Origin of the sequence: Bradyrhizobium sp. RT6a (assembly GCF_040547675.1) — a bacterium.
In the GTDB taxonomy this organism is placed as follows: Bacteria; Pseudomonadota; Alphaproteobacteria; order Rhizobiales; family Xanthobacteraceae; genus Bradyrhizobium.
Map to the genome: position 1 here is coordinate 650,034 of NZ_JBEPQC010000002.1, position 21,875 is coordinate 671,908.

Annotated in this window: 23 protein-coding genes; 13 read left to right on the forward strand and 10 right to left on the reverse strand. The window is 64.4% G+C overall.

The genetic code is table 11. The features are described from left to right. Positions 1 to 46: 46 nt before the first annotated feature. Positions 47 to 1,390: an alpha/beta hydrolase gene (locus ABIC03_RS12890; protein ID WP_354058526.1), complete on the reverse strand. Its 1,344-nt coding sequence runs from the start codon at positions 1,388 to 1,390 to the stop codon at positions 47 to 49. A gap of 329 nt (positions 1,391 to 1,719) precedes the next feature. Between ABIC03_RS12890 and ABIC03_RS12895 the strand changes: the two genes are divergently transcribed. After that, the gene (locus tag ABIC03_RS12895) at positions 1,720 to 3,087 is read left to right on the forward strand and encodes an APC family permease (protein ID WP_354058528.1); all 1,368 of its coding nucleotides are present in this window, start codon (positions 1,720 to 1,722) and stop codon (positions 3,085 to 3,087) included. A 2-nt stretch (positions 3,088 to 3,089) separates the two neighbouring features. Next, entirely contained in the window at positions 3,090 to 4,301 is a 1,212-nt protein-coding gene (locus tag ABIC03_RS12900) for a hypothetical protein (protein WP_354058530.1), read from the forward strand. A gap of 20 nt (positions 4,302 to 4,321) precedes the next feature. On the opposite strand, the gene ABIC03_RS12905 is transcribed toward ABIC03_RS12900, so the two are convergent. Further along, complete coding sequence (locus ABIC03_RS12905) at positions 4,322 to 4,885, reverse strand: helix-turn-helix domain-containing protein (RefSeq protein ID WP_354058532.1); 564 nt, start codon at positions 4,883 to 4,885, stop codon at positions 4,322 to 4,324. Between the two features lie 355 nt (positions 4,886 to 5,240). Between ABIC03_RS12905 and ABIC03_RS12910 the strand changes: the two genes are divergently transcribed. The 3 genes from ABIC03_RS12910 to ABIC03_RS12920 are packed head-to-tail and all read left to right on the forward strand — an operon-like array spanning position 5,241 to position 8,083. Further along, the gene (locus tag ABIC03_RS12910; protein ID WP_354058534.1) at positions 5,241 to 6,554 is read left to right on the forward strand and encodes an MFS transporter; all 1,314 of its coding nucleotides are present in this window, start codon (positions 5,241 to 5,243) and stop codon (positions 6,552 to 6,554) included. A 54-nt stretch (positions 6,555 to 6,608) separates the two neighbouring features. After that, entirely contained in the window at positions 6,609 to 7,130 is a 522-nt protein-coding gene (locus ABIC03_RS12915; RefSeq protein WP_354058536.1) for an MOSC domain-containing protein, read from the forward strand. After that, the gene (locus ABIC03_RS12920) at positions 7,127 to 8,083 is read left to right on the forward strand and encodes a PDR/VanB family oxidoreductase (RefSeq protein WP_354058538.1); all 957 of its coding nucleotides are present in this window, start codon (positions 7,127 to 7,129) and stop codon (positions 8,081 to 8,083) included. The genes ABIC03_RS12915 and ABIC03_RS12920 overlap by 4 nt, the downstream gene beginning before the upstream one ends. A gap of 9 nt (positions 8,084 to 8,092) precedes the next feature. On the opposite strand, the gene ABIC03_RS12925 is transcribed toward ABIC03_RS12920, so the two are convergent. Both ABIC03_RS12925 and yidD read right to left on the reverse strand, forming a co-directional pair. Further along, a complete protein-coding gene (locus ABIC03_RS12925) occupies positions 8,093 to 8,305 on the reverse strand; it encodes a hypothetical protein (protein ID WP_354058540.1) in 213 nt (70 codons plus the stop codon). Positions 8,306 to 8,377: 72 nt separating this feature from the next. Then, the gene (gene yidD, locus ABIC03_RS12930) at positions 8,378 to 8,734 is read right to left on the reverse strand and encodes a membrane protein insertion efficiency factor YidD (protein ID WP_354058542.1); all 357 of its coding nucleotides are present in this window, start codon (positions 8,732 to 8,734) and stop codon (positions 8,378 to 8,380) included. Between the two features lie 253 nt (positions 8,735 to 8,987). Here yidD and ABIC03_RS12935 point away from each other — a divergent pair, with 253 nt between their 5' ends. Then, positions 8,988 to 9,887 carry a COG3904 family protein gene (locus ABIC03_RS12935; protein ID WP_354058544.1) on the forward strand — a complete coding sequence of 300 codons (900 nt, stop codon included), beginning with the start codon at positions 8,988 to 8,990 and terminating at the stop codon, positions 9,885 to 9,887. A gap of 70 nt (positions 9,888 to 9,957) precedes the next feature. On the opposite strand, the gene ABIC03_RS12940 is transcribed toward ABIC03_RS12935, so the two are convergent. Continuing rightward, positions 9,958 to 10,413: an iron-sulfur cluster assembly scaffold protein gene (locus ABIC03_RS12940; RefSeq protein ID WP_354058546.1), complete on the reverse strand. Its 456-nt coding sequence runs from the start codon at positions 10,411 to 10,413 to the stop codon at positions 9,958 to 9,960. A 231-nt stretch (positions 10,414 to 10,644) separates the two neighbouring features. Between ABIC03_RS12940 and folE the strand changes: the two genes are divergently transcribed. The 4 genes from folE to ABIC03_RS12960 all read left to right on the forward strand — a co-directional run bounded on the left by folE (position 10,645) and on the right by ABIC03_RS12960 (position 14,324). Then, complete coding sequence (gene folE, locus ABIC03_RS12945) at positions 10,645 to 11,337, forward strand: GTP cyclohydrolase I FolE (protein WP_007602630.1); 693 nt, start codon at positions 10,645 to 10,647, stop codon at positions 11,335 to 11,337. 27 nt (positions 11,338 to 11,364) lie between these two features. Next, positions 11,365 to 11,787 carry a phosphoribosyl-AMP cyclohydrolase gene (gene hisI, locus ABIC03_RS12950; RefSeq protein WP_275168366.1) on the forward strand — a complete coding sequence of 141 codons (423 nt, stop codon included), beginning with the start codon at positions 11,365 to 11,367 and terminating at the stop codon, positions 11,785 to 11,787. Between the two features lie 84 nt (positions 11,788 to 11,871). Continuing rightward, positions 11,872 to 12,945 carry a lysozyme family protein gene (locus ABIC03_RS12955; protein WP_354058549.1) on the forward strand — a complete coding sequence of 358 codons (1,074 nt, stop codon included), beginning with the start codon at positions 11,872 to 11,874 and terminating at the stop codon, positions 12,943 to 12,945. Between the two features lie 203 nt (positions 12,946 to 13,148). Next, entirely contained in the window at positions 13,149 to 14,324 is a 1,176-nt protein-coding gene (locus tag ABIC03_RS12960; protein ID WP_354058551.1) for a DUF2336 domain-containing protein, read from the forward strand. Positions 14,325 to 14,437: 113 nt separating this feature from the next. Here the strand turns inward: ABIC03_RS12960 and ABIC03_RS12965 are convergent, their stop codons facing one another. The 3 genes from ABIC03_RS12965 to ABIC03_RS12975 all read right to left on the reverse strand — a co-directional run bounded on the left by ABIC03_RS12965 (position 14,438) and on the right by ABIC03_RS12975 (position 16,461). After that, on the reverse strand, positions 14,438 to 15,016 hold the full coding sequence (locus tag ABIC03_RS12965; RefSeq protein ID WP_354058553.1) for an Hpt domain-containing protein: 579 nt from the start codon (positions 15,014 to 15,016) through the stop codon (positions 14,438 to 14,440). 31 nt (positions 15,017 to 15,047) lie between these two features. Then, positions 15,048 to 15,593, reverse strand: coding sequence for a response regulator (locus tag ABIC03_RS12970; protein WP_007602647.1), 546 nt, complete (start codon positions 15,591 to 15,593; stop codon positions 15,048 to 15,050). 88 nt (positions 15,594 to 15,681) lie between these two features. Then, positions 15,682 to 16,461 (reverse strand): NAD kinase, encoded by a 780-nt coding sequence (locus tag ABIC03_RS12975; RefSeq protein ID WP_354058555.1) that lies wholly within the window; start codon positions 16,459 to 16,461, stop codon positions 15,682 to 15,684. A 255-nt stretch (positions 16,462 to 16,716) separates the two neighbouring features. On the opposite strand from ABIC03_RS12975, the gene ABIC03_RS12980 reads away from it, so the two are divergent. After that, complete coding sequence (locus ABIC03_RS12980; RefSeq protein ID WP_354058557.1) at positions 16,717 to 18,282, forward strand: S10 family peptidase; 1,566 nt, start codon at positions 16,717 to 16,719, stop codon at positions 18,280 to 18,282. Here ABIC03_RS12980 and ABIC03_RS12985 read toward each other — a convergent pair. Together ABIC03_RS12985 and ABIC03_RS12990 are read right to left on the reverse strand one after the other, a co-directional pair. Beyond that, on the reverse strand, positions 18,269 to 19,657 hold the full coding sequence (locus ABIC03_RS12985; RefSeq protein ID WP_354058559.1) for a serine hydrolase domain-containing protein: 1,389 nt from the start codon (positions 19,655 to 19,657) through the stop codon (positions 18,269 to 18,271). The two genes, ABIC03_RS12980 and ABIC03_RS12985, sit on opposite strands and share 14 nt — an antisense overlap. 107 nt (positions 19,658 to 19,764) lie before the next feature. Further along, the gene (locus ABIC03_RS12990) at positions 19,765 to 20,307 is read right to left on the reverse strand and encodes a tetratricopeptide repeat protein (protein WP_354058561.1); all 543 of its coding nucleotides are present in this window, start codon (positions 20,305 to 20,307) and stop codon (positions 19,765 to 19,767) included. A 252-nt stretch (positions 20,308 to 20,559) separates the two neighbouring features. Between ABIC03_RS12990 and ABIC03_RS12995 the strand changes: the two genes are divergently transcribed. Together ABIC03_RS12995 and ABIC03_RS13000 are read left to right on the forward strand one after the other, a co-directional pair. Then, entirely contained in the window at positions 20,560 to 20,943 is a 384-nt protein-coding gene (locus ABIC03_RS12995; RefSeq protein WP_354058563.1) for a His-rich protein BRANT, read from the forward strand. 388 nt (positions 20,944 to 21,331) lie between these two features. Further along, entirely contained in the window at positions 21,332 to 21,727 is a 396-nt protein-coding gene (locus tag ABIC03_RS13000; protein WP_354059637.1) for a hypothetical protein, read from the forward strand. Positions 21,728 to 21,875 lie beyond the last annotated feature (148 nt).

A 21,875-nucleotide genomic window follows, 5' to 3' on the forward strand; every position in this document is an offset into this window, starting at 1 on the left:
GTGAGAATTGCGGGACGTGCAGCCAAATGCTGGCCGGCGCAATACGCTACCGGCTCGACGCGGATGGATTGGTGGAGGCCACGCGCGTGAGCGCGAGTGATGGCGTCGCCGACATCTTGACCAGGACGTCCTTGAGCGGGTCCCGCGTCCACGCTCGGGTCACATAGTCGCGATGGGTGATGCCGTCGCCGGTTTCGACGAACACCACGCTGCCGGGACGTAAGGGGCCGTCCATGTCTTCGGAGACGGTGATGCCTTTCTGCCGCAGCGTGCTCATCAGTTCGCGGTCGCGCCGCGCGGTGTAGCGGGTGTAGGAGCTGACGAAGAAGCCGGAGCGGTGGCTCTCGATCCATGAGGCGAACTTGTCCATCTCGCCATAGACGGCGTCGAGCAACACGACGCCGCGGACGCGATCGCTGATGCCACCAACCTCGAGGCTCCAGGCGGTCGGCAGGAAGCCGCCGCTGTAGCCCACGATCACGACCGGCATATTGGCGAAGGCGCGGGCGCTGTTGGGATCGCCAGTGAGCCGGGCCAGATGGTTCGCCGACTCGTCGATGAAGCGCTTGAGGCCGCCGGCTTGCCAGAACTTGCCGGCGCTGGAATCGGCGGCGTCAACCGCCATCTGCGGCGCAAGCAGGATGGCGTTGGCGCCGGAATCGGTGACCTGCTGCGGCACCAGCTGGCGGTCGCGCACGTCGCGCTCCAGCGTCGCGCCATTGCCGTGGAAGAACACCACGATCACGCCTGGCTTCCGCACGTCGAAATGTTCGGGCACGTGCATCAGAACGCGATTATCGTTGTAGGTCTCGTCCTGCCAGAACACGCGTCCGGAATAGCTGCGGTGGCCGCGTCGGTCGCCCTTGGAGATGTTGAGGAACGGCGCGTCGGAGGCGGGGTTGTTGCCGAAATAGGGGAAGGCTGACGACTTCATGCTGACGAGCGTTGTCAGGTCCTCGCGGGGCGGAGGCTGGTAGGGGATCTGCGGCGCGAGCGAAGCGACCTTGTAAGGCGCCTGCTCCGGCTGTGGCTGCACGGCGCGCTTGGGTGCGAAGTCCGACATCTGCCGTTGCAGAAAAGCCTCGCTGGCGGATGGGAATCGCTCCCTGAACTGGGGGGCCGGGAAGCGATCCTCGAACGTGTCGTTGCTTGCGACTTGCTGGTTTGTCTTCGCAACGACCTGGACGTTGGTTTGGGCGTTGCCCTGGACGTTGGCCTGCGAGTTCGCCGCGAGCGCTGCCGGATTGGGCGCCTTGCCGCATTGAACCAGGGTCAGCGACAACGGCACCAAGGCTGAGATCAGGGCGATCCGGAGCGCACGACCGCGCGCGCCGGACGTCGTCCGGTCGGCGCGGATGTCAGCTCTCGGTTTCGGAACGGCCCCGACCATTCACCCATGACCCCAAGTCATGACCACAAGTCCATCGGCAGTCATTAAGGCAATTGAGCCGATGGGCGTTTAGGCGACGTTAAGTGTCCGGAGAAACTTCCCCACATCCGGAACGCTCAAAGGGACCACGCAATCGTGTCCTGATTGTGGGGGAAGGAGACGGGATGTCCCGGTGTTTGCGAAGCTTTATTGCCCCGGACCGTGCAATAATGGTGCTTCAATACCGATTTTGACCGCCTCATTTAACCCTTGTTAACCCTGCTTGAATTGATTGGACCGAACTGCACGATGCTTCCCACGAGGCGTGAGGCCTGAGGTTGAGGACGGCGATGACGGCATCAGATGCGGGTACTGCACCCTGGACCGGCCGGCTGACCGGAAGCGGGTCGGGGGTCTCCGTTCTGGTCGCAACCGCCATTGTCGTGGCCGACATGATCGGGGTCGGCGTTTTCACCAGCCTCGGCTTCCAGGTCAAGGACATTCCCTCAGGCTTCTCGATCCTCTTGCTGTGGACCGTCGGCGGCATCGTCGCGCTGTGCGGGGTATTCTCCTACAGCGAGCTCGGCGCGATGTTTCCGCGCTCAAGCGGCGAATACAATTTCCTGGGCCGCGCCTATCATCCCGCCTTCGGCTTTCTCGCCGGCTGGGTGTCGGCGACGGTTGGTTTTGCAGCACCCGTCGCGCTCGCCGCGATGGCCTTTGGCGAATACGCCAAATCGGTCGTCCCGGGTGTGCCGCCGATCCCGCTTGCCATCGCCGTGGTGTGGCTGGTCTCGCTCGTGCAATTGACCGGCGTCAGGCACTCCTCGACCTTCCAGTTGATCTCGACCATCCTGAAGGTCGTGCTGATCGTTGCCTTCCTGGTTGCCGGCTTTATCGTCGGCGTACCGCAGCCGATCGCCTTCACGCCGCAGGCGGGCGATCTCGCGCATATCGTCAGCGCGCCCTTTGCGATCGGGCTCGTATTCGTGATGTATTCGTTCTCGGGCTGGAATGCCGCAACGTACATCATCGGCGAGATGAACATGCCGCAGCGGGACCTGCCGCGTGCGCTGCTCGCGGGCACGCTGATCGTGCTCGTGCTGTACGTTGCGCTGAATGCGGTGTTTCTCCATTCAACGCCGGTCGGCGCGCTCGCGGGTCAGCTCGACGTCGCCAGCGTCGCCGGCAGCGCGATCTTCGGCAATCTCGGCGGCCGGATCGTCGGCGCGATGATCTGTTTCGGCCTGATCTCCTCGATCAGCGCGATGATGTGGATCGGCCCGCGCGTGATGATGACGATGGGGGAGGATATTCCGGCGCTGCGCGTGTTCTCGAAGCGCTCGGTGCGTGGCGCGCCGGCCTATGCCATCCTGTTTCAGCTCGCCGTCGCCAATCTGCTGCTGTTCACGCGCAGCTTCGAGGCCGTGCTCGACTTCATCCAGTTCGCACTGCTGTTCTGCTCGTTCTTCACGGTCGCCGGCGTCATCAAGCTGCGCATCACGGATCCCGATTTGCCGCGGCCCTATCGTGCCTGGGGATACCCGTTCACGCCGCTCGTTTTCCTGCTCGTGACCGGGTTCATGATGTACTATTTGTTGACCGAGCGGCCCGTGCAATCGCTGTCGGGGATGCTCGTCATGGTCTCGGGCCTGTTGATTTATGCTGTTTTCCGCAGGCGGCCGGTCGCCGCTGGCACTTCATCACATCGCGAATAGACATGTTTCGACCCATGAGAATTGCGGCCGTCGCTCTCGCCTTGCTGGCTGCGGCCGTCTCGTCTGCACGTGCCGCCGAGGCAACCTTCAACGACACCGCGCGCTTCCTCGCGGGCATGCAGCCTTCGGCGGATTCGCCGCTGGTGCCGCTCACAAAAGACCCGGGCTGGCAACGCCACGCAAAGTTCTTCGACGGCGCCTTCGCCCAGCTCGAGCAGCGCCAGCTCGCGAAAATCCGCAACTGGGCTGACGTCAATCTGGCCGCGCCCAGGCCGACCATGTTTTATTTGTTCAGCGGTCCCGACTTCCTCTACGCCAACGCCTTCTATCCCAAGGCCAGCACTTACGTGCTCGGCGCGCTGGAGCCGGTCGGTGCGGTGGCTGACCTGACGCGATTGCCGCGCGGTTCGGTCGGCGCCGCGCTCTACAACGTCGAGCGCTCGCTCGGCTCGATCCTGAGTTTTTCCTTCTTCATCACCAAGCAGATGAAGGTCGACCTGCACACCAACCAGGTCAACGGCACCTTGCCGATCCTCTATGTCTTCCTCGTCCGTTCCGGCAAGACCATCCGCAATGTCGAGATGATCGCACTCGACGACAAGGGCGGCGTGCATGTCGGCAACGACAATCCCGGACCGAACGCGACGCGCGGCGCCCGTATCACCTTCGCCGGCCCCGACGGCGAGGCACGCACGCTGTACTATTTCTCGACCGATCTCTCCAATTCAGGTGCGCGCGCCGCCGGCTTCCTGAAATTCTGCGAGACGCTCGGCCCAGGCAACAGCCTGATCAAGAGTGCGTCCTATCTGCTGCACTCCGGCAACTTCACCGTCGCGCGCGACTGGTTGCTCGCCAACAGCGCGACCATCGTCCAGGACGATTCCGGCATTCCGCTTTCGAACTACAATACGCGGCAATGGCGGTTCTTCCCGTTCGGCCGCTATCTCGGACCCATCGGCGAATTTCCCGGCCGCTACCAGGAACGCTACGCCGCGCTGTTCACGCGCGCCCAGCCAATCGATTTCGGCGTCGGCTACCGCTGGCGGATGCACGAGTCGAACTTGCTGCTGTCGGTGAAGGTGCCGGGAAGCGAGACGGCGCCGGGCGCGGAGACCACCTCGTCCGCCGAGCCGTCGCCGAAACCGCCGCGTCCGAAGCGGCCACGTCCGCCCGAGCCGGTCCCGCCGCCCGGGCGCTTTTTCTGGTCCCGTTAAGCCTGGTGCCAGGCCCGGCGTTATGCCGCCGGGCTCTGGGCGACGACGACCAGGACCTCCGCCTTCTGCCGGCCGAGGCTCCTGACCTCGTGTGGTGTCTCGCCTGAAAAATATAGGCAATCGCCCTTGCCGAGGACGAGTTCTTCGCCGTCGAGCTTGATCGCGATCTTGCCGTTGATGACAAACAGCAACTCCTCACCCGCATGCGAGGCGCGCGTCGCCGATTTGTGCGGCGGGCTCAGGAGGAACGGCTCCATCATCTTGCGGGTGCGGCCGGTTGCCAGTGGTACCACGCCAAAGGTGTCCTGAAACAGCGGGACGTTGCCGCCTTCACGGCGGAACAGCGTGTAGCGCGGCGCCGGCTCGGCGTTCGGGTCGAAGAAAGTCGCGACGTTGACCTCGAGCGCGGCTGCCATCCGCAGCAGGGCGGCGAGCGAAGGGATCTTCAGGTCGCGTTCGACCAGCGAGATATAGCCGCGCGTGAGATCACTCTGCCTGGCAAGCTGGTCCAGTGTCAGGCCCTTGGCGATCCGCGCCTGGCGAATATTGGCCCCGACGGCTGCCGCTTTGCTGACATCAAGCACGCATGAGTCTCCCGAACTGCTGATGTCTCTTTTGCAACAGATGTCGCCCGACTGCCAGTCCGTCGGGGGGCGCTGTCGCTTCCGCCAGCGTGCAAGTGTATTCCAAAGGAAAACTCATGCGCAGAAATTTAGAGCAAGGGCGCGGATATTGTAAGCAGAGGCTCTGGAATATCGCGTAAAATAGCTCAAAAACGGTGCAGTAAGTGTGTTTTGCCGCTCCGCACGGCATTTGCCGCGTTCCGCGCCGTTGATTTCCAGCAGTAAACATGATCGATTTTTACCGTCCGGGCTGCCGATGGGCTCCGCGGACAGAACCAACTGCTTCCCCTGGCGCCGGTACTTTTTGGAGACATCGATGACCGTAGCAGACGACGTAACCCTGAACGTAGCGCCGGACGAGGCGGCGAGCTTGCGGCGGATCGTGTGGTCGAGCGTGATCGGCACCGCCGTCGAATGGTACGACTTCCTCATCTACGGCACGGCGACCGCGCTGGTCTTCAACAAGGTCTTCTTCGCTGCCGGCAATCCCACGCTCGCCACCATCGCGGCCTTCGGCACTTATGCGGTCGGCTTTCTGGCGCGACCGCTTGGCGCCGCGATCTTCGGTCACTACGGCGACCGGGTGGGCCGCAAGGCGATGCTCGCGATCACGATCATGGTGATGGGCATCGGCACCTTCCTGATCGGCCTGCTTCCGACCTATCAGCAGATCGGGATCGCCGCGCCGCTGCTCTTGATTGGGCTGCGATTCCTTCAGGGCATTGGCCTCGGCGGCGAATGGGGTGGTGCGGTGTTGATGGTGGTGGAGAATTGCCCGACGCACCGCCGCGGTCTGCTCGGCAGCATGGTGCAGGTCGGCAATCCCATCGGCAATCTCGCCGCGATCGGCATGTTTGCGCTGGTGGCGAGCCTGCCGGAAAGTGAGTTCATGTCCTATGGCTGGCGCATTCCGTTCCTGATCTCGATCTTGCTGGTCGGCGTCGGTCTCTACATCCGCCTCAATATGGAAGAGACCGTGGCCTTCCGTCAGGTCCAGGCCAAAAAGGAGGTCGCAAGTCTGCCGCTGGTCGAGATCTTCAGGCATCACCGCCGGCCTTTCTTTACCGCGGTCGGGCTGAAAATCTCGGAGATCGCCTACGCCAGCATCGGCGGCGTGTTCGTGATGTCCTATGCCACGGCGAATCTTGGCTTGTCTCGTACGGTGGTGTTGAACGGCGCCTTCGCGGCATCGCTGGTCGCGCTGCTCGCGATTCCGCTGTTCGGTTGGCTGTCCGACATCGTCGGCCGCAAAAAGATGTTCTATGCAAGCTGTCTGTTTTCGGCGCTGTTTGCCTTTCCGCTGTTCTGGCTGCTCAACACCCGCGATCCCACCATCGTCATCTGCACCATCGTGGTCGCGATTACTTTCGGGCAGATGGTGATGTTCGGTATCGGCGCGCCCTGGTACTCCGAGCTGTTTTCCGCGCGGCTGCGCTATAGCGGCGCCTCGCTCGGGTTTCAGGTCGGGGCGGCCATCAGTGGCGGATTGACGCCGCTGATTGCGGCGGCTCTGATGGCCTGGAGTGGCGGCGCCACCTGGCCGGTTTCGCTGCTGCTGATTGGCTGCGCCGCCATCACGGCGACCGCGACCATGTTCGCGCCGGAAATGGCGAACAAGGAACTGACCTGATCCCGCGGCGCGCCGCTGCTGGCGGCGCGCCATCGCTCTCACAAGGATTTTGTCATGCTCGATGAGATAGACGCCGGCTCGGCTGATACCACAGCACGCCTCGGTTGGACTGGTTTGGTCCGCTTCCTCCATCTCGCCCCACGCGCGTTCCTGCCAATGCGCGCGATGGAGCAGCTCGTTCTCGTCGCCGGCCAAGGAATCGAGGGCGACCGCTACATGATCGGGCGCGAGGAAGGATTTTATTCGCACAAGCCCGAGGAGGGCCGGCAGGTCACCCTGTTCGAGCTCGAAACCTTGATCGCGCTCAAGCGCGACGCGGGAATCGAACTCGGTCCCGAAGAGCATCGCCGCAACGTGACGGTCGAGGGCGCGCCGTTGAATCATCTGGTCGGCCGCCGCTTCTGGTTAGGTGAGACCTTGCTGGAAGCAACCCGATTATCGATTCCATGCCGGCATATCGAGGAGATCACCGGCAAGGCGATCTTCGATCCGCTCATCAACCGCTCGGGCCTGAACTGCAGGATACTGCAAGGCGGCATCGTCAGGGTCGGCGACACCGTGCGGAACGCGGCATGAGCGTACGGCCCATTACGACGATCAAGACGGTTGTCGCCGGCATCGAAGGGGCCGGTGCGGGGATCAAGGTGTTCACGCTGGCCGACCCCGACCGTTGGGCCCTGCCGCCGTTCAAGCCTGGCGCCCACATCGACCTGCATCTGCCGAACGGTCTCGTGCGGACCTATTCGCTGTGCAACGAGCCCGCCGACAACTCACGTTACGTCATCGCGGTCAAACGCGAGGCCGATGGGCGCGGCGGTTCGCGCGCGCTTCACGACGAGGTTGGCATAGGCGACGTCATCGGCGTGTCACTGCCGCGCGGCGGGCTGGAGCCGGGTGCGGACATTGCGCGCCATGTGTTCGTCGCGGGTGGCATCGGCGTGACGCCGTTCCTGTCGATGGCCCGTCACCTCCTGCAGATTGGCAATGCAGATTTTGTGCTGCACCTCATCGTGCGCGAGGAGGTGCCGCTTGCCGCACACCTCGCGCCGCTGATGGAAGCGGGGCATGTCGTCGTGCACCGCACGTCCTGCGCCGGGCGTCCGGGTCTGGCGTCGCTGGTCGGAGAGGTTAAGGTGCAGACGATGGTGGCCTGCTGCGGGCCCGAAGGCATGACCGAAGTGTTCGAGGGCGTGGCCGCAGCCTGGCCCGCAGCCAACGTTCACATCGAGCGTTTCGTGGCGCCGCGGCCGGTGATCGACCCCGACGCAAAGCCATTCGTGCTGTCGCTGGCGCGTACGGGGACGGAAATCCAGGTTCGCGCCGGCCAGACCATGCTGGCCGCCTTGCAGGAACGAGGCATCGACATATCGACCTCCTGCTGCGGCGGCATCTGCGGCGCCTGCAAGGTCGGCTGGATCGAGGGCAAGCCCGTGCACCGCGATCGCGTCCTGTCGCCCTATGAGCGCGAACGCTTTCTCATGATCTGCGTCGCCGGATCGGACGCCGACCGGCTGGTGCTGGACCTCTGAAGTCTAGCCCTACCAGTGCACGCTCTGGCTCGGCACGATGAATGCCGTTGTGCTGGGCGGCGTGGCAGTGCTCGTCGCCAAATACCAGCCGGAGCCGACGACGAGCATCAGCAGAGCGATGATGGCGAGCATGTCGAGGGTTCTGGGATCGTGGCCTCGCGAACCACCCCGCGAATCCGGTCTAGACCTGACGTGAAAATGAGGGCTGATTTTCCAGCGCATTGTTGTTTCCTCCCGCGGGAGCATCACATCAACGCGAGGGGAGAATTTCGGTTCCACTCAGGGTAGCGGCGCCTAAGGCGCCGCATCAGTCTTGGATGCGTTGACGCCGCGCCAGCGGCCGTAGCGCCAAGGCGAGTACCAGCGTGCCCCCTGTGGCGCGGTGAGGGGCACGTTGTCGATGCCCGAGGTGCCGAACGGGTTGCAGCGGAGCAGGCGCGCCAGCGTCATCCAGCCGCCGGCCCACAGCCCGAACCTTTCGATCGCCTCGTCGCCATAGACCGAGCAGGTCGGCAGGTGCCGGCAATTGTAGCCAACCAGCGGCGAGAGCGTGTGGCGGTAGATCCAGATCAGCGCACGGCCGAATTTGCGCGGAAGCCGGAGCGCGCCCGCGACGGGATTGGGACAGTGCTCGCAGGCTGATTGCTTCATGGGCGCTTTGCTGAGATCGTGGGCGAGGTTCTGCGCGGTTCCGGTGCAGGGAACTGTAAGCTGTTGTTTGTACGTCATATTTTGCATGCTTTTTGGGAGCAGTGCAGCAAGTGCCTATGGACGAGCTGTATTCCCCCGGATACCATTTTTGTGACGTTCATGTGAGACTCATTGGAACGTCAGAACGGGGCTTGGCTGAGTCGGCTCGCTGTAAGGCTTGGGCTAAAGCTTGGGACTTGGGGAAGGGACCAGTTTGAAACTTCTGAAGGCGCTCAAACTTCGCGGCTGGTTGCTGGTGGGAACCGCTGCTTGTGGAGTCGTGTTGGCTGGCGCCGTCGCGACCCTCGGGTCGTCGGCCCGGGCCGGTGCTGCCCTCGAAGAGCGCAAGCTGCCGATGAAGTTCGGCTGGGTCGCCTGCGAGCCGAATTGCCGCGGTTGGGTCAGCGCGGTCGGCATCATCACCGCCGATACGCCCAGGGACTTCGAAGAGTTTTCCCGCGGACGCCAGCTCGGCGGCGCCACCGTGGTGCTCGATTCCAGCGGCGGATCCGTCAACGACGCGATCACGCTCGGCCGGCGCTTCCGCAATCTCGGACTTTTGACTACCGTCGGCATCAGCGTTCAGAGCCGCGGCGGGCAGACGGTTCGTCCGGCGGTCGCGCCTCAGGCCTATTGCGAATCCATGTGCGTATTCCTGCTGCTAGCCGGCAAGAAGCGCTACGTGCCGGAAGCGGCCCATGTGCGGGTCCACCAGATCTGGATGGGCGATCGCGCCGATGATGCCAAGGCGGCGAGCTACAGCGCGCAGGACCTGATGATCGTGGAGCGCGACATCGGCCGGCTCGCCAAATACACGTTCGACATGGGCGGTGCCGGCGATCTGCTGTCGCTCGCGCTCAGCGTCCCGCCCTGGGAAGATTTGCACGAGCTCGATGCTGGCGAGCTCAAGCTCACCAATCTCGTGACGACGGATCTCGTGGCCGATGTGCTGCCGCATGTCGACATCTCGGCGCCGGCAATGGCGGAGCTTGCACCGAAGACCCAGGCGAGGTTCGGTGCGGAACCGGAGCAGCCTGCCAAATCGACCAAGACGGCGGAAGCGCTGGTCCCGACGGGCAGCGTGGCCACGCCGGTTGCGGCGTCACAGAAGTAGCCTCGAATTGCCGATTTCATTCGGGCCCAGCGACGAGCCCGGAATCAGCATCCAGAATCAGCCTCCGGAATCAGCCTTGCGCCGCAGCCGGCTGCTTCGCCTTCGCCTCGATCTGGCCGATGGCATCGACCACGGCATCGAAGGTCAGGAGCGTCGAGGCGTGGCGCGCCTTGTAGTCGCGGACCGGCTCGAGGAACTTGATCTCTTCCCATTTGCCTTCAGGAGGCGCGCCGTTCTCCTTCAGCATCCTGCGAACAGTTTCGCGTAACTCGCGGAGTTCGCTCGCAGTCGATCCGACGATCTGACTTGCCATGATGGATGAAGATGCCTGTCCCAGCGCGCAGGCCTTCACGTCGTGGGCGAAGTCGGTGACCTTGTCGCCCTCCATCTTGAGGTCGATTTTGACGGTCGAGCCGCACAGCTTGGAATGGGCGGTGGCGGTGGCATCGGGATCCGACAACCGCCCGAGCCGCGGAATATTCCCGGCCAGTTCGATGATCCGCTTGTTATAAATGTCGTTCAGCATGTGATGGAGTCCAGCAGGATCGGCCTTGGCGTGCGCCGTCCACGGCCCTATATAGGGTCGGAACTGGCGGAAAAACAGTCCAGCGCTGCGGCAGTGGTGTGATCCAGAACCGTGCTGTCGGCGTTCTAACTTGCAGATCTTTTCGCCGAAACTGTTCTCTCAGGCGTCCGGCGGTTCGCCGCCCCGTCTGCCGGTGACACTCCGGCCGCAAGGCCGTCGAACGGAGTAGACATGGACGCTACCATCAAATCCATCCGCCCCAACAAGCCCTCCGACCGGCAGCCCGAGAGCCGTCCGGCGGAGCTTGATCCTTCCGAATTCCTCGCAGCCGCCGTCCGCGCCGACCAGCCGCGCCCCGCGCGCGCCGAGGCCGAGCAGGCGGTTAAGACGCTGCTCGCCTATATCGGCGAGAATACCAACCGCGAGGGTTTGCTCGACACGCCGCGCCGCGTGGTCGAGGCTTTCGACGAACTCTATCAGGGCTACCACCAGTGCCCAGCCGAGGTGCTCGATCGCACCTTCGGCGAGACCGCCGGCTATGATGATTTCGTCCTTGTGCGCGACATCGAGTTCACCTCGCAATGCGAGCATCACATGATGCCGTTCTATGGCAAGGCGCACATCGCCTACACGCCGGTGGAACGCGTGGTCGGCCTCTCGAAGCTTGCGCGCCTCACCGACATCTTCGCCCGCCGGCTCCAGACCCAGGAGCACATGACCGCGCAGATCGCGGCGGCGATCGACGAGATCCTCAAGCCGCGCGGCGTTGCCGTGCTGATCGAGGCCGAGCATACCTGCATGTCGGTGCGCGGCGTCGCCAAGCATGGCGCCTCCACCTTCACCAGCCGCTTCACCGGCATGTTCCGCGACAATCCGGCGGAGCAGGCCCGTTTTCTGTCCCTGGTGCGAGGCCTGCAGCGCTGACCTCGCGAACAGACCGGCGAGGGCGTTGTGTCCGCTCACTCTCATGAAACCGAGGAAGGTCTCGCCTTCCTTCCCAGGTTCGATGCGGCCGGCCTCGTGACCGTCGTTGCGACCGACGTCGCCACTGGCGACGTGCTGATGGTCGCGCACATGAACGACGAGGCGCTGCGCAAGACCATCGCGACCGGCGAGGCCTGGTACTTCAGCCGCTCGCGCAATGCCTTGTGGCGAAAAGGTGAGACCTCAGGTCAGACCCAGCGTGTGGTCGAGATCCGCACCGATTGCGATCAGGATGCGGTCTGGCTCCGTGTCGAGCAGATCGGTGCCGCGTGTCACACTGGCCGCCGCTCCTGCTTCTACCGCAAGGTCGAGGCCGAAGACGGCGGCGCCAGGCTCGTCTTCGTCGATGCAGACAGGCTGTTCGATCCGGACGCGGTGTACAAGAAGTAGTCCTTCCGTCATGCGGAGGTGCCGGCCCGGATTAACCCCGCATTAACCATACCTGTCCCACGGTGAGACGATTAGGGCGCCGAATTGCCGGCGCCCCTCAACGCCGCGCGGGGCGGGCATTTCATCATGTCGGTCGACAATTCCAGTGCCTCTCCGACGGCGGTTCTCGATCCGTCGCGGGCACGCGTCGCCGGTGCGATCAAGCAGGCTTCGAACGTCGGCGGCGTCAGCTTCCAGTACATGCTGACCACCGCCAAGATGGAATCGGATTTCGATCCCACGGCGGGGGCGACTACGTCATCGGCGCACGGGCTCTACCAGTTCATCGACCAGACCTGGCTCGGCACGGTGAAGGAAGCGGGCACCCAGCTCGGCTATGGCCATTATTCCGACGCCATCACCAGGACGTCGTCGGGCACCTACACCGTCGATGATCCCGCGATGAAGCGGTCGATCATGAAGCTGCGCGACGATCCGGAGGCCGCGTCCAGCATGGCGGCTGCGCTGACGCAATCGAACAGCTTCAAGCTCACCGGCCTGCTCGGCCGCAGGCCGTCCGACAGCGAACTCTACATGGCGCATTTCATGGGGGTCGGCGGCGCCGCGAAACTGATCGCCAATGCCGAGGACAATCCGCAAGCGGTCGGCGCGCGGTTGTTTCCCAACGCGGCCTCCGCCAATCGCTCGATCTTCTACGCCAAGGACGGCCGCGCGCGCAGCGTCTCCGAGGTCTATTCGGTGCTGGATGCACGCTACGCCAGCGCGGCAAATTCGAAAGCCACCCGCAGCGCGATGGCGATGTATGGCGGCACGCCGTCGACCACGCAGGTCGCGAGCGCCAACGGCGTACAGCCTGCCGCGCCGCTGATCGACAATGCCGCGTATCTCCAGACCTTTCCGAACACACGCGCGGTGACGCCGGTCAGCGCGACAGCGCCAATGACGGTCGCGGACAATGCACCGAGCACGCCGGTGTTTCGCTCGATCTATCAGCCCGGCGACACCACCCAGCCGGTCTCGACGACCGTGCAGAAATTGTGGGGCAACAATGCCTCGCTCACCTCGGTCGCGACCTCGGCCGCATCGGCGACGCCCGACGTCCGGCCGCCGCAGCCGCTTGACCTTTTCAGCGATCGCAGCGGCACGTTCTCAAGCTAACACGCACCCCGTGTCTCGGACGCGTCGCAGCGTGAACGCTGCTGCGCACGTCCCGGCGCGTGCGGGTCGCCTTTGTTCCCTTAATAAAACGTCAATAAAACCAGCCAGTTATGGTGAACGCTTTGTTAAGCGTCGTGGTTTATTTTGTGTTGCAGGTGACAAGCCGTCACCGCTTCGTCTTCGTTGCGTAAGCCGGAAGCACCATGATCGTTCGGCAGTTCATCAATTGGATCAGGACGGCGCCCGCTGGCGAGCGGGCCGAGGCAACGCGGGCGCTGGCCCGGGCCTGGCTGATCTCAGACCTTTCCCATGACGACCGTGTTGCCGCTGAAGGCGCGCTTCTGATGCTGCTCGACGATGCCTCGCCGCTGGTGCGGCAGGCGATGGCCGAGGCGTTTGCGCGCAGCACCGAGGCGCCGGCGTCGATCGTGCGGGCGCTGTCGGCGGACCAGCCGACCGTCGCGTTGCCCGTGCTCGAACATTCTCCGCTGCTGATCGACGCCGATCTCGTCGACATCGTCGCGACCGGTAACGACGAGGTGCAGTGCGCGGTCGCGCGCCGCATCGCGCTGCCGGTATCGGTCTGCGCCGCCATTGCCGAAGTCGGCTGCGCGGCGGCAGCGCTCGAGCTGATCGAAAATCCTCATGCCGAGCTTGCGCCGTTCTCCTGGGATCGCATCGTCGAGCGTCACGGCCATCTCGCTGCGATCCGCGAGGCGATGCTGGTGCTGGAGGATCTGCCGTCCGCAACGCGCGCCGCGCTGGTGGCAAAACTCTCGGAGACGCTGGCTCAATTCGTCGTGGCCCGGAACTGGCTGACTGCTAACCGCGCCGAGCGCATCGCGACGGAGGCGCGCGACCGCTCCACCATGAACATCGCAGCGCGCTCGCGCGGCGAAGACATGGAAGGTCTGGTTCGGCACCTGCGCATCACCGGCCAGCTCACCGCGGGTCTCATTCTGCGCGCGCTGCTGTCGAGTAATCTCGACCTGTTCGATGCGGCGCTGGCTGAGCTCGCCGAGTTGCCGCTGGCGCGCGTGTCCGCGCTGCTGCACGATCGCGGCGGCAACAGCCTGCACGCGCTGCTCCGTCGCGCCGGGCTTCCCGAGACGACGTTTGCGGCCTTCCAGGTCGCCCTCGATGCCTGCCACGAGCAAGGCTTCGTCGACAGCGAAGACAATGCGGCGCGGCTGCGCCGCCGCATGGTCGAGCGCGTGCTCACCCATTGCGAGACCGACCGCGGCGCGACGGAGCCGCTGATGGTCCTGCTGCGCCGCTTCGCCACCGAATCCGCCCGCGAAGAGGCAAGACTGTTCTGCGACGAGCTGGTCGCGGACGACGCGGTCGATCCGGTGTATAGCGAGCTGATTGCGGCGTAGTTCGAGCCGGTCCCGAAAACTCCGTCATTGCGAGCGTAGCGAAGCAATCCAGAATCCCATCGCGGGAACAGTCTGGATTGCTTCGCTACGCTCGCAATGACGAGAGGGAAAAGCTACCCCGCCGGCGCGATGCTGGGCGCCAGGATCACTTCGAGATGCTCGGGGCGGTCGCGGTTGGCGTGGGCGAGATAGTCGTCGGCGACCTTGCGCAGGCGCCGGCCGAGCTCGGCGGAGACGCTGATGCTGTCGAGTTTGGTATTCTCGTGCACGATGGCGAGGATGGCGTTGATGTGGTGCGTGAACAACTCGGCCGGCACCTTTTCGAGATCGGGCGCGTGCTCGATGACGCGGCACAGGCTCTCGGCTATGCCCGCCGCCGCCGGATAGCCGAAGGTCGCGGCATCGCCCTTGATGTCGTGCGCGGCGCGAAACAACTCGTCGCGCCTGTCCTTGGTGAAGCCGTCGTGTCGGATGGCGACGTAGGCGGCCGATAGCCGGTTGATCTCGGTCGCCATCCAGTCCTTGAACTCGCCGGCGAGGCCCGCGAGCGCCTGTTCGGCGCGGCCGACCGGATCGTCCATGTCCTTGTCTTCGACGCGGCGCAGGACCGACCGCAGCGGGTTGGGCTGCGTAATAATTTGATGCGTGGCGAAGGCCGTGATCTCGATGTCTCTTGCGCTGTTCTTCGCCATGGTATCGGCCTCGATCGTGAGAGACGTTGCGCTAGATGGTGGAGCGGGCCTTGTCGAGCAGCGAGGGCTGCTGCAGCACCTCGTGCTTTTCGCCGACGCGGCGCTCGGGGCCCATATAGGCGGAGTTGATGTTGCGGCGCCGGTCCGGGCCGAAATAGGTCTTGGTCTTGATGAAGGGGCGGGGACTGGCGACCACGTTGAGGATGCGCTGGTAGAGCCCCTTGGCCGAGATCGGTTTGGCCAGGAATTCGGTGACGCCGGCATCGCGCGCCACCGTGACGCGGCGTTTCTCGGAATGGCCGGTCAGCATGATGATCGGCGCGTAGGGATTGCCCTTGGATTCCGGCTGCCGGATCATCTGCGCCAGCTCGAGCCCGTCGAAGATCGGCATCGCCCAATCGGTGATGACGATGTCCGGCACGTAATGGCTGTACATTTCCAGCGCAGTGGCGCCGTCCTCGGCCTCGTAGACTTCACGCGCGCCAAAGGAATGCAGCAGCGTCCGCAGGATGCGGCGCATGTGCGGATTGTCGTCGCAGACGAGGAAACGCAGCTTGTTGAAATCGATGCGGAACATGGAGCCCGGGCCGGAGCGGTCAACTTTCGTTAACCATATCTCGCCGGGGGTTAATGAAGGGTTGCGATCTGCAGTCCGGCGAGGCGGCTCAGGAGCCGAATTGCTCGCGCAGAATGCGTTCTTCCAGGCTGTGACCGGGGTCGAACAGCATGCGCATCGAGATGGTCCTGTCGGACAGCACCTCGACGCGGCGAACATCGCGCACCTCGTCGTGGTCGGCGACCGCCGCCACGGGGCGCTTGTCGCCCTCCAGCACCTCGATCACGACATAAGCCGTGTTCGGCAGCAGTGCGCCGCGCCAGCGTCGCGGACGGAAGGCGCTGATCGGCGTCAGCGCCAGGAGCGCGGCGTTGATCGGCAGGATCGGTCCCTGGGCGGATAGATTGTAGGCGGTCGAGCCGGCCGGCGTTGCCACCATGATGCCGTCGGCGATCAACTCGGACATGCGCTCGCGCTCGTCGATCAGGATCCGCAGGCGCGCGGCCTGGTAGGTCTGCCGGAACAGGGCGACCTCGTTGATGGCGTGATGCAGGTGGACGCGGTCGTTGGCGTCGGTCGCGCGCATCAGGAGCGGGTGGATTTCGGATTCCTGCGCCGCCTCGAGACGGGCCCGAAGATCGACGGTCGAGTACTCGTTCATCAGGAAGCCGACGGTGCCTCGGTGCATGCCGTAGATCGGCTTGCCCGTATGCATGTGCTGATGCAGCGTCTGGAGCATGAGCCCGTCGCCGCCGAGTGCGACCACGATGTCGGCGTCCTTCGGATCGCAATTGCCGAAATCTCTGGCGAGCTGGCCGAAGGCGGCTTGCGCCTCGCTGCTCGGGCTGGCGACGAAGGCGATCCGGTCGTATCGCGCTGGCTTGGTCATGGCTTCCGGGCAGGGCCGCTGGCTGGAGAAAGTTCCGCCGGGCTCGTCTAACGATCTCGACCTCGATTGTCGAGGAGGACCGCCCTTCAAAGGAGACTGGCAACTGGCCATCTCGGCCTGAAGACAAAACCGGGTCGATTTATGCCTAACCAGGCCCTTCAGGCGCGGCCGGGCCTGTGATCCCCCAAACCGTCGCAATTCCGAGCTAGCCTCACCGTCCGCACCGGTTCTTGCAGCCGGGCAGGGAGAACGATCATGAACATGAAGATCCCGGCACTCCGCCGTGCGACGCTGGTGCTGGCGGTGTCGGCTTTCGCGCTCGCTGGATTTGCGCGCGCCGACGATCCGCCGCAGCCGCGCGCAGAGGTGGCGGCGGCAGCCGGACAGAAGGGCGGACGCGGCGGCGCACAAAGCGCGTCGCAGAATGCATCGTCATCCGCCGAGCCGCACCGTCTTCCGCCGGATTCAACCACGAAGCAGACGCTCGATCTTCCCGGCCGCACCCTCAATTTCGCGGCGACCGCCGGATCGATCCGCGTGTTCGACGGCAAGGGCGAGCCGGTGGCCGATATCGCCTATACATCCTATGAACTCGACGGCGCCGATCGTGCGACGCGCCCCGTCACGTTCCTGTTCAACGGCGGGCCCGGAGCATCCTCGGCATGGCTCCAGTTCGGCGCGGTCGGGCCGTGGCGGTTGCCGCTCGATGGCGAAGCACTGTCGCCGTCCGCCTCGCCCGAGGTGAAGCCGAACGCGGAGACCTGGCTCGATTTCACCGATCTGGTCTTCATCGATCCCGTCAGCACCGGCTACAGCCGCTTTGTCGCGACCGGCGATGACGCGCGCAAATCGTTCTACTCCGTCGACGGCGACGTCAATTCGATCGCGTTGGTGATCCGCCGCTGGCTGGAGAAGCATGACCGGCTGACCTCGCCGAAATACGTCGCCGGCGAAAGCTATGGCGGCATTCGCGGGCCGAAGGTGGTGCGCCAGTTGCAGCTCCAGCACGGCGTCGGCGTCAGGGGATTGATCCTGGTGTCGCCGCTCCTGGACTTCCGCGAGTTCACCGGCACCAGCCTCCTGCAATATGTCGCGACGCTGCCGAGCTATGTCGCGGTGGCGCGCGAGGCGAAAGGCCCGGTCAAGCGTGCCGATCTCGCCGACGCCGAGGCTTACGCACGCGGCGAATTCCTGGCCGACCTCGTCAAGGGCGAGGCGGACAGGGAGGCGACCAATCGTCTTGCCGACAAGGTCGCCGAGCTTACCGGCATCGACCAGGCGGTCAGCCGCCGGCTTGCCGGCCGCTTCGACGTCGGCGAATTCCGCCGCGAGTTCGACCGCAAGAATGGCAAGGTCACGGGGCGCTACGATGCCTCGGTGCGCGGCTTCGATCCCTATCCGGATTCGAGCAGCTCGCGGTTCGGTGATCCCTCCGGCGATGCGCTGCAAGCGCCGCTGACGAGCGCCGCGGTTGAGCTGCTGACACGCAAGCTCAAATGGCGGCCCGATGGCTCCTACGAGGTGTTGAACGGCGCCGTCGAGGGTCACTGGGATTTCGGCCGCGGCATCAACCCGCCGCAGTCGGTCTCCGAGCTGCGCCAGATCCTCGCCACGGATGCGAAGCTGAACGTGCTGGTCGCGCACGGCCTGTTCGATCTCGCCACGCCCTATTTCGGATCCAAGCGCGTGCTCGACCAGTTGCCGGCCTTCGCAACACAGCGAGTCAAGTTCGTCGTCTATCCCGGCGGCCACATGTTCTATTCGCGCGACGGCTCGCGCCAAGCCCTTCGGAGCGAGGTCGAGACTCTCATTCGGGAGTAGGCCGTCGCTTGCGCGGCTTGTATCTCCGCGCGATCTCGCGCGCCACGACGGCCGCAGGCTTGACGTTGGCGCCCGCGATCCAGACGTCGCTGATCCTGCCGCGCTTGTCGCGGACGCGGCGCACCGGCTCGCCGTGGCTGGAGTAGCCGGCGGCCCAGGCGAGCTTGCCGGTGTCGCGGCCTGTGACCTCGATCTCGGCGGCGTCCATGAACGGGTTGTTGAACTGGGGATTGGCGACCAGCACGCGGTTGCCGACCGGCACGAGGTCGTTCGCGCCCCAGATCGTCCACCAGCGGCCGGTCCAGTCGCGCACGCGGCGGTCGGGTGCACCACGGGCTTGGAAGACGCGCAGGATCTGCATCGCGCCGTCCATCCAGAACGGCGCCGCGCCGTCGATGGAGTTGCTGAGGATACTGATCGCGAGCTCGCAAGCGGGGATGGAGCAGGTCCGGGAGATGTAACCTTGAAAGCCGCCGCCATGGCCGAACCAATCCCAGCCGTCGGTTTTGCCGGCGTTGACGCCGAGGCCGTAATAGGCCTCGAAGCTTTGCGGCACGCGCCAATGGTTTCGCGTCATCTCGCGGCGGCTCGCGACCGATAGCACGCTCTTCTTCGCATTGGGCGCGAGCTGCGCGTAGAAGCGGGCGGTATCGGCGGCGGTCGCGATGAAGCCGGCCGCGGAGGCCATCGCGTGCGCGGGATTGTCGCCGGGGATCACGCACCGCTCCCCGTACGGCAGCTTGCGGGTGTGGCCGCGCGCGAACGACGCGCCCTTGGGAAGCGGTGCGTCCGGCTCGGTCTCGCGCAGGCCCGCGGGTTCGATGATCTCGCGCTTGATCCAGACCGGATAGGGCTCCTTCGCCACGGCCTCGATGACGAGACCGATCAGGCCAAAGCCGTGATTGGAATATTTGAAGCGTGTGCCCGGCTCGATTGCGGTCGGCAGCTTCAATTCCGCGAGCAGCTCGCTCGCGTCGAGATAGGGACGGCTGTCGATGAACTGGCCGGAATCGGCGCCGTCGCGCGTCAGTCCCGCGCTGTGCGAGAGCACTTGCGCAATGGTCGTTTCGGCGACGCGCGGATGCAGCCCGGCGACATATTGGCCGATGGAATCGTCGAGCCGGAGCTTGCGCTGCTCGCGCAGCTTCATGACGCCGGCGGAGGTGAAGCTCTTCGAGTGCGAGGCGACGCGGAAGCGGTGGCGCGGGGTGAGCTTCTCGCCGGTGTCGAGATTGCCGAGGCCGAACGCATGCTCGGCAACGATTTCGCCGCGATGGACGAAGGCGAGGATGACGCCCGGCTGCTGGATTGTGGTGTGCTGGAATTCGATCCAGGAGCCGATGTAGTCGATCGCGGATCGCAGCCACTTGTCCATTGCGCACCGATTTGCGAGGGGAGGATTGGTGGGCAAGCTAGCCGAGAACGCAGAACGGGCACAACCCTGCGGTTGTGCCCGTTCGCCTCATTCGAAAATGCGATGCGCTAATAGACGAGGGTCGCGCCGGTCGGCTTGTCGAGCGCGGCGGCGAGCGAGCGATATTCGGAGCTGTCAGTGCCGGCGAGCGAGGCGAGCTTGTTGAGGTGATACTGCGCCTGCTCGCGGTTGCCCTGCTCGAGCTGCCAGAGGCCATAATACTGCCAGGTGCGGACGTGGTTCGGATCGTCCTTCAGAGCGAGCTCGTAGTAGACCTTCGAGGACTGGTAGTCGCCGAGCTTGCGATAGGAATAGCCGATCAGATTGGCGACGTCGGCGACGTCGTCGCGCTTGAGCGACTTCAGCTGACCGATCGCGCCGGTGTAGTCGTGATTGTCATAGATCGTGGTGTAGGCGGTGCGATAGGCAGCAAGGAATTTCGGATCGCTGATGGAGGAGCTCTTCTTCTTGCCCTTTTTGGTCGAGGTGTCCGACGCCGGCGGTGACGAGGGGGTGTCGCCACCTGCGGCATAGGCGCTGGTCAGAGCCGGCCCGGCCGCCAATGTCATGGCGACAAGTCCCGGCACAAGAAGCGTTGAGAGTTTGCGCATCGAAGTTCTCCGGTATGGAACGTGGCGATCCTACACGATTGCCCAAAGACCGGAACACCCATCAGGCAAAAACATTCCCGGCATCCCGGCCTATTCGTCCTGCGGCCGGATGACAAACTTGTCATCCAGATGAACGGAAGCCTGCTGCGGGCTTCAGATTGGGTTCAGTGCGTGCCCTCTAGCCTCCAACCTACGATCAAAGGGTTGGCGAGAGGGCGCCCACCTCAAGATCCTTCCAAGAGGAGACCAACCATGTTGAAGACCATTTCCGCAGCCTTGCTCGCAGCTTCCGTAATCGCAGCCCCGGCCTTCGCAGCCGAGACCGGCAAGACCACGACGACCACGCCGGTGATCAAGGCGGACCGGAGCCAGACCAAGGTGCCGACCACCGCCGCGAAACCCGACGCCGGCCTCAAGGCGGACGTCAAGGCTTCGGACGTCAAGGCTTCGGACGCCAAGGTGGATGCCAAGGTGGACTCGAAGTCGAAGGCGATGAACGCCAACGCCGCGGTCACACCCGACGAGCACAAGACCGTGCGCACGCATCGCCACCACCACAAGCATCTCTCAGCGAAGAAGTCGCTGAAGACGCAGCCGGACGTGACCAAGCCGGCGACGATGGACAAGCGCAGCTAACCACTGATCCTGCGCGGCGGCGTCCTAGCATTGCCCCAGCCGCCGCGTGGGGAATTCAGGCCGGCCCGTTCGTCACGCCTTGCGCGAAAGCCCGAGGTGCTGGCGGCGGGCCGGTACGACCATGCTGAAGCCCGCGAGCGACGTCCCAGGTTTGGCGGCCGCAAACAAAACCTCGAAAACAACCCCATGCACAGTAGCCGATGCTAGATCAATCAATGGTTTGACGGGTGGCTCATCTGCGGATTTTACGAAGCCGTTTGACTTGTCGGGCCAAACACCTGTAGACATGCATCATTGCAACCTTGGGGCTGGAACGTCTCCGAGACTGATCGAGCGGAGAGCGTGAGCGGTGCGGCGACTAGCGGAACGCGCAGTGAGCTTGGCGTTGATGCTGGCACTGCCGCTGGCGCTCACGGGATGTTTCGGCAGCGGCGGTGATCGTCCGGCTCTGATGGAGGGGACCCAGGCCGGAGGCCCACAACCGTTCCCGGATAATTTCCGCGGCGATACGCTGGCCTTGATGCGCACCTACCTGAACAACCCCGTCGGCGTGCGTGGCGCCAGTATGGCCGAGCCGGTGCAGCGCGAGGTCGGCGGCCGGCAGTTCTATGTCAGCTGCCTGCACTTCACCCCACGCGAGACCGACGGCACCTACAAGGCCATGAGAGAACGCGCCGTGATCTTCGTCAACGGCCGGGCGGACCGCGTCGTCGATCGCGCCAACGAGCTGTGCGCGGGCGCGGTTTACGTAGCCTTTCCGGAACTTGAAAAGATGACACGGTAGCGCAAAGCCCACCTTCATCGCCGGGTGATAGAACAGAGCCCGCCGGAGTTGCGGGATCACATTTCGGCGAGCTTTGAACGGGGTGGTTTTGCGTTGCGACTAATCGGTACGGCAGGTTGCAGCCGACGGAAAAAACCGTCGGCACCAG